The 15,223-nt window shown below is 48.3% G+C and carries 12 protein-coding genes; 9 read left to right on the top strand and 3 right to left on the bottom strand.

What is annotated here, in order from left to right; all coding sequences use genetic code 11:
* The first annotated feature begins 17 nt into the window (after positions 1-17).
* The 3 genes from QRD89_RS18340 to QRD89_RS18330 all read left to right on the top strand — a co-directional run bounded on the left by QRD89_RS18340 (position 18) and on the right by QRD89_RS18330 (position 3,064).
* On the top strand, positions 18-1,439 hold the full coding sequence (locus QRD89_RS18340; protein WP_286095988.1) for an NAD(P)H-binding protein: 1,422 nt from the start codon (positions 18-20) through the stop codon (positions 1,437-1,439).
* Between the two features lie 62 nt (positions 1,440-1,501).
* Complete coding sequence (locus QRD89_RS18335) at positions 1,502-1,651, top strand: hypothetical protein (protein ID WP_008633681.1); 150 nt, start codon at positions 1,502-1,504, stop codon at positions 1,649-1,651.
* A 132-nt stretch (positions 1,652-1,783) separates the two neighbouring features.
* A complete protein-coding gene (locus QRD89_RS18330) occupies positions 1,784-3,064 on the top strand; it encodes a globin-coupled sensor protein (RefSeq protein ID WP_286095987.1) in 1,281 nt (426 codons plus the stop codon).
* A gap of 50 nt (positions 3,065-3,114) precedes the next feature.
* Here QRD89_RS18330 and QRD89_RS18325 read toward each other — a convergent pair whose 3' ends face one another.
* Genes QRD89_RS18325 through QRD89_RS18315 form a run of 3 tightly spaced genes read right to left on the bottom strand, consistent with a single transcriptional unit; the run spans position 3,115 to position 4,700 of the window.
* On the bottom strand, positions 3,115-3,825 hold the full coding sequence (locus tag QRD89_RS18325) for a hypothetical protein (protein ID WP_008633673.1): 711 nt from the start codon (positions 3,823-3,825) through the stop codon (positions 3,115-3,117).
* Positions 3,822-4,271 (bottom strand): DUF948 domain-containing protein, encoded by a 450-nt coding sequence (locus QRD89_RS18320; protein WP_286095986.1) that lies wholly within the window; start codon positions 4,269-4,271, stop codon positions 3,822-3,824. Before QRD89_RS18320 ends, QRD89_RS18325 begins: the two co-directional genes overlap by 4 nt.
* A gap of 15 nt (positions 4,272-4,286) precedes the next feature.
* Entirely contained in the window at positions 4,287-4,700 is a 414-nt protein-coding gene (locus QRD89_RS18315; protein ID WP_008633669.1) for a DUF948 domain-containing protein, read from the bottom strand.
* A 367-nt stretch (positions 4,701-5,067) separates the two neighbouring features.
* Here QRD89_RS18315 and glgB point away from each other — a divergent pair, with 367 nt between their 5' ends.
* The 6 genes from glgB to QRD89_RS18285 all read left to right on the top strand — a co-directional run bounded on the left by glgB (position 5,068) and on the right by QRD89_RS18285 (position 15,221).
* Entirely contained in the window at positions 5,068-6,987 is a 1,920-nt protein-coding gene (glgB, locus tag QRD89_RS18310; RefSeq protein ID WP_008633666.1) for a 1,4-alpha-glucan branching protein GlgB, read from the top strand.
* Positions 6,977-8,137: a glucose-1-phosphate adenylyltransferase gene (locus QRD89_RS18305; protein ID WP_035388126.1), complete on the top strand. Its 1,161-nt coding sequence runs from the start codon at positions 6,977-6,979 to the stop codon at positions 8,135-8,137. Before glgB ends, QRD89_RS18305 begins: the two co-directional genes overlap by 11 nt.
* Positions 8,138-8,149: 12 nt before the next feature.
* Entirely contained in the window at positions 8,150-9,256 is a 1,107-nt protein-coding gene (glgD, locus tag QRD89_RS18300) for a glucose-1-phosphate adenylyltransferase subunit GlgD (RefSeq protein WP_026577724.1), read from the top strand.
* 125 nt (positions 9,257-9,381) lie between these two features.
* Positions 9,382-10,812 (top strand): glycogen synthase GlgA, encoded by a 1,431-nt coding sequence (gene glgA, locus QRD89_RS18295; RefSeq protein WP_008633660.1) that lies wholly within the window; start codon positions 9,382-9,384, stop codon positions 10,810-10,812.
* Positions 10,813-10,842: 30 nt separating this feature from the next.
* The gene (locus QRD89_RS18290; protein ID WP_286096897.1) at positions 10,843-13,281 is read left to right on the top strand and encodes a glycogen/starch/alpha-glucan phosphorylase; all 2,439 of its coding nucleotides are present in this window, start codon (positions 10,843-10,845) and stop codon (positions 13,279-13,281) included.
* Positions 13,282-13,301: 20 nt separating this feature from the next.
* A complete protein-coding gene (locus tag QRD89_RS18285) occupies positions 13,302-15,221 on the top strand; it encodes a glycoside hydrolase family 13 protein (RefSeq protein ID WP_026577726.1) in 1,920 nt (639 codons plus the stop codon).
* The last annotated feature ends 2 nt before the right edge of the window (positions 15,222-15,223 follow it).

The raw sequence follows: 15,223 nt of genomic DNA, 5'->3' as shown, positions 1-15,223 counted from the left end.
AAGAAGGAAGTGAAGCCATGACAGAGCCGAGAAAAAAGGTCGTAGTCGCTGGTGCAAGTGGGTATATCGGCCGTAATTTAATGAAAAAATTGGTAAAAAATCATGACATTATCGCATTATCAAGAAATGGGGATGATAAGGAGGACGAGCCCCATATTCATTGGAAGTCCTGTGACTTATATTCGTTGATTGATGCGGAAAGAGGACTGGAGGGTGCCGATATTGCTGTCTACCTCGTCCATTCGATGCTTCCCTCAGCGAAGTTGACCCAAGGGTCGTTTGAAGACATGGACGTCATCCTTGCCGATAACTTCGCACAGGCAGCTAAAAAGCAGGGCGTACAGCAAATCATTTACTTAAGCGGGATCGTTCCGGATGATGGGCGTCCGCTGTCCCCTCACTTAAGGAGCCGCCTGGAAGTAGAAGAAATTCTCGGAGCATACGGGACACCGGTCACGACGATCCGGGCAGGGCTTATCGTGGGTCCCTCCGGCTCCTCTTTTCCGATTTTGAAGAATTTGGTGAAGCGGCTGCCGTTTATGGTCTTACCAAGGTGGACGCGGACGAAGACGCAGCCGATTGCTCTTCCGGACGTACTCACTACGCTGGATAAGAGCATTGATAATAGAGAACTGGCAGGGAAGGCTGTCGACGTCGGCGGTCCGGAAGTGATGACTTATGAGGAGATGATGGCAAAACTCGCCGCCGTCATGAACCGCAGCCCGAAGATGATCGATGTTCCTTTTCTAACCATTCAATTGTCCAAGCTGTGGGTGCGTCTTGTGACAGGTTCGCCTAAAGAAATGGTTTACCCATTAATTGAAAGCCTTGTGCATCCGATGATTGTGCAGGAAGAGAACCGCGTGAAAGGACTGAGTGAAGGAAGCATAACGTTTGAAGAAGCGGCGAGGGCTGCTTTAGAGGAAGAAGCACCGAAGAAAAAGGGCCGATTCAAGCCGAAGTTCTCTCCCATCCAGCAGGATGTGCGGTCTGTGCAGAGGATTCCGCTGCCAACGGGTCACTCTGCAGACTGGATTGCAAAATATTACGTGCGCTGGCTGGAGCGGGTACTCAATCCGTGGGTGAAGACGACGGTTTTTGATGCCAGCCATTGCCGGATCGGTGTCATCTTTAACCGGACGCCCCTGCTTGAACTTACGTATGCCGCTGATCGAAGTACGAGAGACCGGGCGCTTTATTATATTTCCGGCGGCGTTCTGGCCGATGTCGATAAGAATGAGCGGGGCCGGCTTGAATTTCGAAAAATTCCCGGTAAGAATGAAGCGATCGTAGCGATTCATGATTACATGCCGTCGATCCCTTGGTTCTTTTATAAATATACACAGGCCAAAGCCCATCTGCTTGTCATGCACTGCTTCCGCCGTCATTTGGAAAAATGGGATACAACCCCTCCTGTTTCCTTTCGGAGCCATGCATAAATCAGCCGGAATGGACGAAGAATAGGGGTGTAAGACATCATGTTTTACACGAGGTGAAAACCATGGGCAATAAAGAGAAGAAACACAATCGTCAGTTTAAAGAGACGAAGAGCAAAGGTGAGCATCGAAACGGCCGCCTTGCCCAATTCAAGAACCACAGTACGGAGTTCGGTCAAGAGCCGAATGAATATATCGATCGAGGCCGTTACTAACGGTACTTCGATACGGGTCCGCCTATATGGCGGGCCTTTTTGCGTCTTTTCCTTTTTTTATCAAATGGCTTAAAACCGTACTTTCTATGTCGATACATACGTATAGAAGCGTGAGTGAGGGAGGAAAAGGCATTGTTATTTAAGAAGAAGCAGACGCCAACATTACCAATAGAAGAAAAATTCAGTGGAGAGCTCCATCTCGTAGAAGGGACGGATGTGAAGAGGCAGTGTGACATGATCGGGTTGACAGAGCCCGATCTGGCCGTTCTCCAGTCGCTCCAACCTGTTGTAGCCGTTAATATCGGTGCAGTCGTCGATCAATTCTATGCCAACTTACAGAAGGAACCGTCCTTGACCGCCATCATTGAGGAAACCAGCTCCGTCGATCGGTTGAAGCAGACGCTCAGGAGACACATAGAAGAAATGTTTACAGGAATCATCGACGAAGCGTTTTTGGAGAAGAGGCGGACGATCGCTTCTGTTCACTTGAGAATCGGGCTGAAACCGAAGTGGTATATGTGCGCGTTCCAGGATCTCACCCATTCCTTTCTGGATATTTTCTCTCGGGAACTTGGAACCGGTCCTCAGTTTCTGGAAGCACTTCGTGCGGTGACAAAAATCTTGAATCTGGAGCAGCAGTTGGTTTTGGAAATGTTTGAAGAGGAGGCGGCAGGTCTGCGGGAAGTGGAAGTACATAAGCGCATGGAGGCCTATACGAGGATCGACCGGATGTCGGAGGAGGTCGCAGCTGTATCCCAGCAGGCCAGTGCCTCTACCGAACATCTGACAGACCAGACGAAGAACATCGTCGCAGCATCAAGAGAAGGGGTGCGTATTTCTCATGATGTAGAGCGACAATCTTTAGAAGGACAGGACCGCCTGCAGGTCCAGCAATCACAAATGGATGAAATGAAAGGGCAGATCGATTCGATTACAGCCGATATGAACCACCTCCAAGGGACAGCGGAACAGATCAGCAAAATTGTCACCATTGTATCGTCCATAGCCGAGCAGACGAATTTACTGTCCTTAAACGCGTCTATTGAAGCTGCACGGGCGGGGGAACATGGAGCAGGCTTCACAGTTGTTGCCAATGAAGTAAGGAAGCTCTCCGAACAGACGAAAGCATCTGTGGAAGAAGTAGCAGCGCTTATCACGATGACAAGCTCTCAAATCCACAAGGTGTCTGCCAGCGTGACGCAGATGGATGGGGCCGTCCGTCAGAGCACCGAAAGCATGCAGCACATCAACAAATTCTTCACCGGAATTGTTGAGGCAATGGGGGAGAACAAGGCTTTCAGTGACAGCGTAGAAGCAGAGCTTGCTGCGTTTGCGGAATCAATCCAGGAAATAAATGCAGCGGTAACGGATGTCGCTGCTTCTTCCCAGCGTCTTACACAAGTCACGGAATAATAAAAAAGCGCCGGATCCTACTACGGATCCGGCGCTTTTCGTCTACCTCATCATCGTTGAGCGTTTACTTCCACGACTTTTTCCTGTTGGACGGAAGGCTCTTCCTTCGACTCTGTCAGCTCTTCTTTCGCTTCCTTCGCCTTACCGCCTACCTCCTGCAGGTCCTCTCCGGCGTCTTTTGCCGTATGGATAATGGCTTCGGACTCTTCTTTAATATCTTTCACTTTTTCAGTAATTTCCTTGCCTTGGTTATTGAAGACTTCCTGAACGGTTGTAATGGCTTCGTTAGCGATGGTTACAACGTTCTGGATGCGGGTTAAGAGGTCATCCTTCTTCGCTTTCGGGTCCTCTTTCACCTCGGAGGCATAGCCTGTTACGGCATTTTTGGTGGATTTCGTTCCCTCCATGATACGCTTTCGTTCTTCGGGGTTTTTAATTAGAACAAATGCTCCCCCGATCACTGCTCCAGTCAGCATGGCCAACGGCAGTTTCCCTCGTTTTTTTGTTTGTGTTGCGTTTCCATTCGTTTGTGTCATCTTAATATCCCCTTTCTGTTTCGTATTTGCGGCAGCTGCCTGTTGCAGCTCCTTCTTTGATTCCTGAAGATACTGGTGTCCGGAAAGACCTGTTTCATATAGCTCTTTCTTCTTTCTGTACCATTTCATCTTCGTGATGGATGGATCTTTGCTTATCGATCGTGCCGTATATCCCGCGAGAACCCCTGAAGCTCCTCCGATTATCCAGTCGCTGTCCTTCTTCATACAGACGTACTCTTGATCTGGGCGGATTTCAGCGCTTTTCGCTTCTGGCTTAAATAATACGTCAAGGCGAGGGCCCCGTAAATGCCGCGCCAGCCTTCCTCGTTAATTTTCTGTTCTCCCTCGTGGGTGCTCGTCTTGATCGTGTGGGTCACATCAACGAGAGAAGAGGTTAATTTACGGGAAGATTCCCCAATGTCGCCCACGATATAGAAGAGTGGGCTGAGAGCACGGATCTTTTCATTCACATCTGCCAGCGTATCGTTGCTTTGATGGAGGACGCCGGTCGTTTCCTTTATGACAGAATCCAACTGCTCCGGCAGCTGATCCACCGTCTTTCTTACGCCTTTGAGGACATTGGCTAAATTATTCAGTGCTTTAATCAGGAAGATTGATACGATGGCAAAGGCGATGCCGATGATCAATACTCCAATTCCTAAGAAATCCATATGAGCTGCCTCCTTTTATTTTGCATTTTTCCGTTTCCATTTCAAATAAAGTTCGATGGCCGCATCGCCCCATTGGAGCGCCTTGACCACCTTTTCATCCTTTTGGTGGGAAGCATGGGCGACACTCTCACTCATGCCCTGCAGGGACTGGTTTACGTTACCGACAGTCGACCCTACATTATTAATGGTGTCGAAAAGTCCGTCTAAGGTTTGTGTTTTCGATTCGATATCGGAAGCGATCGTGTTCGTCTTCTTAAGGAGATGTTCTGATTCTGTGGTAATTCCCTGCATCTGTCCCTCCACTTTCTCTAATGTATGGGAGACGCTGGTCATGGTGCTGGCTGCCGCCTTCAGCGTTTTGACGACATAGATACTGATGAATGCGAATGCGATGGCGATGATTAGTAGGCTGATCCCTGCTAATGACATGACTGTTCACCTCGTTAATTTTGGTTTCTAAAGCTATACCACTATTTTTTTTGTCTGAAACGCATTTGAGAAAACTATGCGATGTGTAAAAATATGTAATAAACCGTTTTCTTTTGTAATAAAAAGGGAATCGACATCATATGAAAGCGATTTCCGAAAATTGCGAACCTATTATAAGTGATTTTGGCATTAATTTGGGAAAATTCGACAATATCCGACAAAACTTTTCAGAATATTTTCATTAATTTTAATTGTAAAAGCGTTCGCCAAAATTTATGATGAATATAAGCATATTAAAACGTTCTCAACAGGCCGGTGTAAAACAACGGCATAAGGCTGGTGAAGAACATTCATGAGGAGTGATGATGTGGTTCAGGATACAACTTTAGAGCATGATATCTACTTGTTCCATCAAGGGAATCTCCGGTACAGTTACCGACTGCTCGGTGCTCATCCCGAAACGCGGAATGGAAAGCAGGGCATCCGCTTTGCCGTATGGGCCCCTAATGCTGTCCGTGTAAGCGTCGTCGGTATGTTCAACGACTGGGATGGACGGGAGAACCCGATGGAGAAAGTCAATGATAACGGGATATGGGTGGCGTTCATCCCGAATCTCGATTCAGGGACGATCTATAAATACGAAATCCTGACCGCACACGGACATTTGAGATTGAAGGCTGACCCTTACGCATTTTCCAGCGAACTGCGCCCCGATACCGCTTCCGTCGTCTATCCGCTGGATGGTTATGAGTGGAAAGATCATCAGTGGATGCAAGAACGGAAGGCGAAGAACCCGTATGAATCTCCGATGTCCATCTATGAGCTTCATTTAGGGTCATGGAAGAATATTGAACCGGAAGTCTTCTATAATTTTCGGGAGTATGCAGATATGGTCATTCCGTATGTTAAGGACCTCGGTTACACCCACATCGAATTACTACCTATGACGGAGCACCCGTTCGACCGCTCCTGGGGATATCAGGCGACAGGCTACTACTCCGTCACCTCCCGCTACGGCACCCCGGATGATTTCAAATATTTTGTCGACCGCTGTCACAATTCTGGAATCGGTGTCATATTGGACTGGGTCCCAGGTCACTTCTGCAAGGACGAGCACGGACTGAGACGCTTCGACGGAGAAGCGCTTTATGAGTATGCCGATCCTAAGAAAGCGGAGAAAACCCAATGGGGAACGCTTACGTTCGACTTTGCAAGGAACGAAGTGAAGAGCTTTCTCATTTCAAACGCTGTTTACTGGCTTAAGGAATACCATCTGGACGGGCTCCGTGTCGATGCCGTCGCCAGTATGCTCTACCTCGACTTCGGTAAGGAAGACGGGGAATGGGAGCTGAATGAATACGGCGGAAGAGAAAACCTGGAAGCTGTAACGTTCATCAAACAAATGAATGAATCCGTTTTCGAAGAAATCCCCGATACGCTTATGATGGCTGAGGAATCCACGTCCTGGCCGATGGTTAGCGCTCCGACTTATATCGGAGGCCTCGGGTTCAATTATAAATGGAACATGGGTTGGATGAATGACATGCTCAAGTACATGGAGATGGATCCGATTCATCGGAAGTACCATCACAACCTGATTACCTTCTCGATCCATTATGCATTTTCCGAAAACTTTGTATTACCGATTTCTCATGATGAAGTCGTTCATGGTAAGAAGTCGTTATTAAATAAAATGCCTGGGGACTACTGGCAGAAATTCGCCAATCTGCGTGCTTTTCTCGCCTTTATGTACGCCCATCCAGGGAAGAAACTTTTATTCATGGGAGGTGAATTCGGTCAATTCGATGAATGGAAGGACTTAGAGGACTTGGATTGGGAACTGCTCGATTACGAATCCCACGCCTCCATTTTGGAATACACGAAACAATTGCATCGTTTGTATAAGGACATGCCCGCCCTGTGGGAGTTCGATCACAAACCGGAAGGATTCACATGGATCGATCCCAACAACTACGAGCAGAGCATCGTATCGTTCGTACGCAACAGCCGTACGTCCAATGATCAGCTGGTAGTGGTATGTAACTTCACACCGGAAGTTTATCACGACTACAAAGTAGGGGTCCCGAAAAACGGCTCATACAAAGAAATTTTCTCGAGTGATGCGGAACACTTCGGAGGTTCTGGGCAGACGAACGGACTGCCGCTGGAAACAGTACCTTCTCCATGGCAAGGACAGGATCAACATATTACCATGACGATTCCCCCGCTCGGTGTGAGCTTCTTGAAGAGAACTTCAGTATCCAAGGAGGAAAATCATGAAAAATAAAGAATGCGTTGCGATGCTTTTGGCCGGCGGTCAAGGGACACGACTGAAATCATTAACCAAACAAATTGCGAAACCAGCCGTCTATTTTGGCGGAAAATACCGGATCATTGATTTTCCATTAAGTAACTGCACGAACTCCGGCATCGATACGGTCGGTGTTCTCACACAATACGAACCACTGATCCTGAACGATTATATCGGAATCGGGGACACGTGGGATTTGGATCGTAAATACGGAGGCGTTTCTGTACTGCCGCCTTTCATGCAGGCAGCAGGCGGAGGTTGGTATTCTGGGACAGCGAACGCCATCTACCGTAATTTGAAATTCCTTAACCAATATGATCCGGAACACGTACTGGTGCTTTCCGGTGACCATATCTATAAGATGGATTACAATGCGATGCTCGACCACCACAAGAAGACGGATGCAGATGCGACGATCTCTGTCATCGAAGTCCCTTGGGAAGAAGCGAGCCGCTTCGGGATCATGAATACCGATGATGATGGAAGCATTACCGAGTTTGATGAGAAACCTGAATTTCCGAAGAGCAACCTGGCGTCGATGGGTGTATATATCTTCAAATGGGAAGTATTGAAGCGTTATTTGATCGATGATGCGGAGAAAGAAGATTCCTCCCATGATTTCGGGAAAGATATCATCCCTGCTCTTCTTTATGATTATAAAAAGCTGATGGCATTCCAGTTCGAAGGATACTGGAAGGATGTCGGTACGGTCGATAGTCTGTGGGAAGCGAATATGGATCTGTTGAAGAAGAACCCTGAGCTCGACCTCAACGATCACAGATGGCGCATCTATTCGAAGAATCCGAACCAGCCGCCGCAGTACATTGCACCGAGAGGCTCCGTCCGGAATGCCCTCGTCAATGAAGGCTGCCGGATTTATGGAACGGTTGATACATCGATTATTTTTTACGGTGTGCATGTCGGCGAGTCTTCCGTCGTGAAAGATTCCGTCATCATGCCGGACGTGAAGATCGGCAAGAACGTGAAGATACACCGCGCGATCATCTCCAAAGGCAGCGTCATTGAAGACGGAGCCGTCATCGGCGACCCTTCACCAGACAGTGAAATCACGCTTGTAGCAGATGAAGGCAGCGTCCTTGCGACAAGCTACGCAACGAATAGTTAAAGGGAGGATATTATGGATCGTATTGCAGGAATCATAAACTTAGATCACGAACAAGACATGATGGACGAACTGACTTATTTCCGGTGCGGAGCGGCTGTACCATTCGCCGGCCGTTACCGGATGATCGACTTTACAATTTCGAACATGACCAATTCCAGAATTGAATCCGTGGCTGTGTTCGCGCGTCGTAAGTACCGCTCACTTATGGATCACTTGGAACAAGGGAAAGCATGGGATTTGGACAGGATGCGCGGCGGATTATTCATTTTGCCGCCGGACTGGAATGATCCGACGGACATTTCCCGTGGGGATCTGCAGCATTTCCACAACAATATAGACTTCATCAACCGGACACTTGCAGATTATATCGTCGTTTCCGGTTCCCAGAACATCTGCAACATTGACTTCCAGGATGTCCTCCGTGAACATAAGGAATCAGGAGCGGATGTAACGGTCGTCTATACGAAAGTAGAAGAGCTTTATCCGGAGTTCCATCGAGCCCACAAGCTGGATCTGGATGCAGACAACCGGGTGACAGCTATTCACAATGATCACAGCAATTCCAATGTGTACATGGATATGTACATCATCGAGAAGCAGTATTTGTATGAGCTGATCGAGAAGTGTATCGCACACGGCTGCTCGAACTTTTTCCTGGACGGGATCAAGTCGAAGATTCCGGACATCCATGTCCATGCGTATGAATATGAAGGAACTCATGCTTTGATCAATTCCGTGGAAAGCTACTACCGCAACAGTTCCAAACTGCTTGATGCAGACGAACATGATGCACTGTTTAAGGAAGAAGCACCTATTTTCACAAAAGTGAAGAATGAAGCGCCTTCCAACTATACGGAAACGTCCAACGTCACCAATACGATGGTCGCAAACGGCTGTGTCATCGAGGGTCATGTGGAAGACAGCATCCTTTTCCGAGGTGTGAAAGTAGGAGAAGGAGCCGTCATTAAAAACTCGATCATCATGCAGCGCTGCGAAATTGAAAGCAATGCTGTTCTCGAGAATGTCATCCTTGATAAAGACTGCAGCATCTCCCGCGGCAAAACGCTGATCGGTGCCCCGGAGAAACCGTTTGTTATCGCCAAGAGAAGGACGATGTAAACGAACGTTATCAAAAATGAATGACTAACATAAGGGACTGTCTGGACGCATCACTCTGGTCAGTCCCTTTCGCGTAAGACGCAAGAGGCGGTCCCCCGCACATTAATTGGAGGAGTGAATAAATAATGAAAGTATTGATGATTGGATCTGAATGCACCCCTTTTATCAAGACAGGAGGATTGGCGGACGTACTCGGTTCTCTGCCGCAGGCATTGAAGGATCAAGGCGCTGATGTACGTGTGGTCCTTCCTAAATACGAGAATATGGCGGACGAGTGGAAGCAGCAAATGACCCACCTTGAGGCGCTTGATGTCCAACTCGGCTGGCGCAATCAATATGCCGGGATCGAGTACCTGGAGTATGAAGGCATCCCTGTATATTTCATAGATAACGAGTATTACTTCAAACGCTCGAACCTTTATGGGTACGGCGATGAAGCCGAACGGTTTGTCTTCTTCAACCGGGCCGTCATGGAATTGGTGTGCAGGATGGACTGGACTCCTGACATTCTTCACTGTCACGACTGGCAGACGGGGTTGATTCCGGTATTCTTACATACCCATTATAAAGAGGTCGAGAAACTTCAAGGTATGAAAACGGTGTTCACCATCCATAATTTAAAGTATCAGGGGGTCTTCGCCCAATCCGTGCTTCACGATTTAATGGACTTTGATGAATCGATGATGAGAGACGATGCTTTCGAATTTTTTGGAGACATCAACTTCATGAAAGGCGCCTTGAACTACGCCGATTTCATCACGACCGTCAGTGAAACTTACGCAAAAGAGATTCAAACACCGTATTATGGGGAAAACCTAGACGGAGTACTCCGAAAGCGCACCGATGAATTAATTGGCATTGTCAACGGAATTGATGACCGAAACTATGATCCTATGAAAGACGAGTCGCTCGCCTTCCCGTATCGCAGCTCCCTAATTAAGAAAGGGCAGAACAAGATGTGGCTGCAGGCAGAACTCGGTTTGCCGGTCCGGAAAGATGTCCCGATGATTGGCATCGTTTCCAGGCTGGTCGAGCAGAAAGGGTTCGATTTAATCGGGCGGGTCATTGATGAACTACTGTATCATGAGGATGTTCAAATCGTTCTGCTCGGTACAGGAGAATATCAATATGAACAGATGCTTCAATGGGCACATGACAGGCACCCAGAGAAAATGTCGACGAACATCCGTTTCTCCGAAGCCTTATCCAGGCAGATTTACGCGGCAAGCGACCTGTTTCTTATGCCGTCCCGCTTCGAGCCGTGCGGAATCGGGCAACTGCTCGCACTTCGCTATGTAACGGCACCAATCGTACGGGAAACAGGTGGACTTGTAGACACCGTCCAGCCATATAATGAGGAGACGGGAGAGGGAAACGGTTTCACGTTTACGAATTACAACGCCCATGACATGCTGTACACCATCCGCAGGGCCCTTGCAATGTATCAAGATGCTGATGCTTGGCAAACGCTTGTGAAGAACATTTGCAAGAGTAAGTTCACTTGGAAAAACTCTGCCCAACAGTACATGGATCTCTATCAATCTATGTTCCGTTAGCAGGGGGGACAGGAGGAAACCGTTATGGTGATGTTCAGTGATAAAGAGGAATTCAAAAAGGAGTTCCAGAGGCGGTTGGAAGGAAACCTGGGGAAATCGATCGATAACGCTACGACGTATGATACGTACCGTGCGCTCAGTGGTCTGCTCCAGGAGAAGATCAATAAGCATTGGCTGAAGACCAATGAAGAGTATAGACAAAGCAAGACAAAGCAGGTCTATTATTTCTCCATGGAATTTCTGATGGGGCGTCTGCTCGGTAACAACCTGTTAAATGAAAAGGTGCTGTCGGTGGTGGAGGAAGGGCTGGCAGACCTGAACCTTTCCCTTTCGGATATAGAAGAGCAGGAAAGCGATGCCGGTCTCGGTAATGGCGGGCTTGGCCGCTTAGCTGCATGCTTCCTCGATTCCCTTGCTTCGCTGGAGTTAGCTGGACATGGGTATGGAATCCGCTATAAATACGGCATGTTCGACCAGCACATCGTCGATGGCAAGCAAGTGGAGCTCCCGGATCACTGGCTCCAGGACGGCTTCGTATGGGAAACCCGTCGCCCGGAAGAGGCCGTTACGGTTCGCTTCGGCGGCCGCGTCTCGTCCGAGAAGGATAAAGACGGTGTCCTCCGATTCCACTATACAGATGAAGAACAGATTCTGGCTGTTCCGTATGATGTCCCTGTCGTCGGCTATAGCAATGAAACGGTGAATACGCTGCGGCTGTGGTCTGCGGAGCCCACTGTTTCCGATACGCTTCAGAAAGCGGAGCGGGAAGGGGAATTCGGCCACTTCCTGCATCATAAGCGTTCTTTGGAGAGGATATCGGAATTCCTTTATCCCGATGACTCCAATGAGGAAGGCAAGAAGCTGCGGCTGAAGCAGGAATACTTCCTTGTTTCTGCAGGCGTCCAATCCATCATCCGCACGTTCGAGGCGTTGGATCTGCCGTGGTCGGAATTCCCTGAGAAAGCAGCCCTGCATATTAACGATACGCACCCCGCACTCGTCATTCCTGAATTGATGCGGATTCTCATGGATGAGAAAGGCGTAGGCTGGGAGGAGGCATGGGAGATTACTCAATCATCCGTGTCGTACACCAACCACACGACATTGAGCGAAGCTTTGGAATCATGGCCTGTAGGGCTTGTAAGGTCTTTGCTGCCAAGAATTTTTATGATCATAGATGAAATCAATGAGCGTTTCTGTCAGGAGCTCTGGCGGACGTTCCCCGGGGATTTCAACCGGATTGCCGACCTTGCCATCGTGGCGGACGGACAGGTGAAAATGGCCCACTTATCCATTGTAGGCAGCCACAGCGTTAATGGTGTCGCCAAACTGCACACGGATATATTGAAAGAAAGAGAAATGAAACGCTTCTACAATACGTTCCCCGACCGATTCAACAACAAGACGAACGGCATCACCCACCGCCGTTGGTTGATGCATGCCAACCAGAAACTTGCCTCCGCTGTAACCGATACGATCGGTGATGGGTGGATAGAGAAACCAGGCGAGCTGAAGCGTCTGCTGGATCATAAAGAAGATGCTTCCTTTTTAGATCGGCTTCATGATATCAAACAGGAGAATAAGAAAGATTTCTCCAACTGGGTGAAGGAAACGCAGGGGATCATCGTTGACCCGAATTCCATCTTTGACGTCCACATCAAGCGGCTGCACGGCTACAAACGCCAATTGCTTAACGCACTTCATATTATGCATTTATACAATGAATTAAAGTCCGACCCGACATTGGACATTGTACCGCGCACGTTCTTCTTCGGAGCGAAGGCGGCACCAAGCTATCATTTTGCTAAAAAGGTCATACAATTAATCAATAGAATCGCTGACGTCGTCAATAACGATAAGGCAGTGAATGAATATATTAAGGTCGTTTTCCTTCCGAACTATTCGGTGTCGATTGCAGAGAAGATGATTCCTGCGAGCAACGTAAGTGAACAGATTTCCCTTGCTACGAAGGAAGCCTCCGGAACAGGGAATATGAAGTTCATGATGAACGGGGCTTTGACGGTGGGAACGATGGATGGAGCGAATGTGGAAATCCATGACCTGGTCGGTGATGACAACATCTATATATTCGGATTACGCTCGGACGAAGTATGGGATTATTACCATAACGGTTCCTACTCAGCGAAAGCGATGTATAACCAGGACGAACGGATTCGTAATACCCTTGATGAACTGCTCCATTACAGTCCCTTCTCTAAAGGGGAAAGAGATTTCCAGGAAATCTATGATGCCTTGTTGACGCATAACGATGAATACTTCGTTTTGAAAGACTTTGCCAGTTATCTGCTCGCGCAGAAGAAAGTGAGTCAGGACTATCAGAAAACACGCCTTTGGAACGCGAAGAGTCTGGTGAACATCGCCCAATCCGGAGTTTTCTCCAGTGACAGGACGATTCAGGAATATGCCCGCGATATATGGGGTATCCAACGGGTAACGTCGTTGAAGTGATGTTGGAGGAGGTCGGATCAGTGAAACAAAAAGAGATGTATCATAATAGTTTTGAAGCTTCTTATCGAGAGCCTTTCGGTGCAGCGCCGAGAGGTTCTGCTGTTACTCTGGCGATCGATGTCCACGCAAGATACCAGGCATCCCAGGTCATCCTGCACTATATCCTCGATCGCACCGACGACGAGCACACGAAGAAAATGGATGTTCGGAGCGAAGGTCATCAACAGGCTTCCTACGAAGTGACAATAGAAATGCCGGAAGAACCACAGCTGATCTGGTATTTCTTCGAGGTGGTTCTCGCAGACCAGACGTTGTACTACGGGCGGGAGCGCAGTAATGAGAGTGGAGAAGGAAAGATATACGAGCATATCCCACCGTCTTGGCAAATAACGGTGTACGATCCTGCATACAGGACGCCTAAGTGGTGGAAAAATGCGACGATGTATCAAATCTTCCCGGATCGCTTCTATTGCGAAGGGGAGCTGTCGCTTGAGAAGGCACCGGAAACAAGTCTTGTCCATGCTCACTGGGAAAATGATCCGGTTTATATACGCAACGAACGGGGCGAAGTGATCCGCTGGGATTTTTTCGGGGGAAATCTTGATGGGATTCGTTCCAAGCTTTCGTACATCCAATCCCTCGGTGTGACAGTCATCTATTTGAATCCTGTGTTTGAAGCGGAGAGTAACCACAGGTATGATACAGGCGATTATCATAAGATCGATCCACTGCTTGGAGACAAGGAAGCTTTTGAGACGCTTATTGAAGAGGCTTCGTCTTATGGAATCGAGGTTATGCTTGATGGTGTATTCAGTCATACAGGCAGCAACAGCATTTACTTTAATCGAGAAGGAAAATATGATTCACTGGGAGCGTACCAGTCTAAGGATTCCCCCTATTACAGCTGGTACACGTTCCACCAGTATCCGGATGATTATGATGCCTGGTGGGGAGTCGGCACACTTCCGACGTTGAATAAAGAAAACAAAGACTATCAGAACTTTCTCGTTCACGACGAAGACAGTGTCATCAAAACGTGGCAGCGATCAAATATGAACCATTGGCGCCTGGACGTTGCGGATGAATTAACAGATGATCTGATTCGTCAAATCTACCGCCAGCTCAAGAAAGAGAATGAGTCGAGCGTGCTGCTCGGCGAGGTGTGGGAAGATGCCTCAAACAAAACAGCCTATGGGAAACGGAGAGATTACTTCCTCGGCGGCGTTTTGGACTCCGTCATGAACTACCCCGTCCGTCGCATCATGCTTGATTTCATGAAGGGCGAAATGGACGGCTATAGTGTCTACCGGCGTCTGTTGACGTTATGTGAACACTATCCGAAAGAATATTTCTATGCCGTGATGAACATGCTGTCCAGCCATGATGTCGAGCGTATTAAAACAATGTTGACAGGCTTTCTTCCTGCCTCTTTTCGAGAAGAGGGTGCAGAGGGAATGGTGAGGAAACAGATCAAAGCTCTCAGCTTATGGATGTACACCTTCCCGGGCATCCCTTCTCTCTATTACGGAGATGAAGCGGGTCTCACCGGAGGGGCCGATCCGGATAACCGGAAGCCGTATCCATGGGGAAGAGAAGATGAGGACCTGCTTGACTGGTACCGGAACATCGGAAAGTGGAGGCAGGATCACGATGCTCTCCGAACAGGGCACTGGCAGCCGTTCGCCTTGGATAAGGATGTCTTCTGCTTCGAACGCTGGGTAGACAACGGAGTCGATCATTTCGGTGATCAGGCATCGGACGGACGTTTTCTTTACTTGTTCAACCGCAACCATTACGAACAGCGGGAAGTCGATATCCCGATCGAGAAAGGGAAGTGGCAGCACCTGGAAAACAAGAAGCGGATATTCAGCTCAAAGAATAACCGGCTGACGCTTGAATTGGAACCGGGAGAAAGTATGCTGCTGCGAATGATGAAGTAGAA

Source organism: Halobacillus sp. ACCC02827 (genome assembly GCF_030291935.1).
Classification (GTDB): domain Bacteria; phylum Bacillota; class Bacilli; order Bacillales; family Halobacillaceae; genus Halobacillus.
Note: the sequence above shows the minus strand (reverse complement) of the source record. Positions and strands in the feature narration are given on the sequence as shown.

Bases quoted from the DNA above. Each gene is read 5' to 3' on its own strand.
- glgD (WP_026577724.1), top strand. From the start codon at position 8,150: ATGGATCGTATTGCAGGAATCATAAACTTAGATCACGAACAAGACATG.
- QRD89_RS18315 (WP_008633669.1), bottom strand. From the start codon at position 4,700: ATGTCATTAGCAGGGATCAGCCTACTAATCATCGCCATCGCATTCGCA.
- QRD89_RS18340 (WP_286095988.1), top strand. From the start codon at position 18: ATGACAGAGCCGAGAAAAAAGGTCGTAGTCGCTGGTGCAAGTGGGTAT.
- QRD89_RS18305 (WP_035388126.1), top strand. From the start codon at position 6,977: ATGAAAAATAAAGAATGCGTTGCGATGCTTTTGGCCGGCGGTCAAGGG.
- QRD89_RS18325 (WP_008633673.1), bottom strand. From the start codon at position 3,825: ATGAAGAAGGACAGCGACTGGATAATCGGAGGAGCTTCAGGGGTTCTC.
- glgA (WP_008633660.1), top strand. From the start codon at position 9,382: ATGAAAGTATTGATGATTGGATCTGAATGCACCCCTTTTATCAAGACA.
- QRD89_RS18335 (WP_008633681.1), top strand. From the start codon at position 1,502: ATGGGCAATAAAGAGAAGAAACACAATCGTCAGTTTAAAGAGACGAAG.
- QRD89_RS18290 (WP_286096897.1), top strand. From the start codon at position 10,843: ATGTTCAGTGATAAAGAGGAATTCAAAAAGGAGTTCCAGAGGCGGTTG.
- QRD89_RS18320 (WP_286095986.1), bottom strand. From the start codon at position 4,271: ATGGATTTCTTAGGAATTGGAGTATTGATCATCGGCATCGCCTTTGCC.